General features: G+C 37.8%; 1 protein-coding gene. It reads right to left on the bottom strand.

The window, feature by feature from the left end:
* On the bottom strand, positions 1–254 hold a 254-nt coding region (locus tag KVT34_RS30615; RefSeq protein ID WP_217563335.1), incomplete at both ends, for a KH domain-containing protein.

Raw genomic sequence — 254 nt, forward strand, 5'->3', positions numbered from 1 at the left:
ATGTTTTCGCCTACTAATTTAGCGTTAAGATCAGCTCTCTTAACTTCTAAAATGTTGATGTGTACACGCTTGCCTGTTAATTGGTTAAGTGCTTTACGAAGTGCTTCAACTTCAGTACCACCTTTACCAATTACCATACCAGGTTTTGCAGTGTGAATTGTAACATTTACACGATTTGCTGCACGTTCGATTTCTACTTTAGCAACAGCAGATTCTTTTAAGCGTACAGTAATGTACTCACGGATTTTGATGTC

It is taken from the genome of Paenibacillus sp. GbtcB18 (assembly GCF_019091125.1).
In the GTDB taxonomy this organism is placed as follows: domain Bacteria; phylum Bacillota; class Bacilli; order Paenibacillales; family NBRC-103111; genus Paenibacillus_F; species Paenibacillus_F chitinolyticus.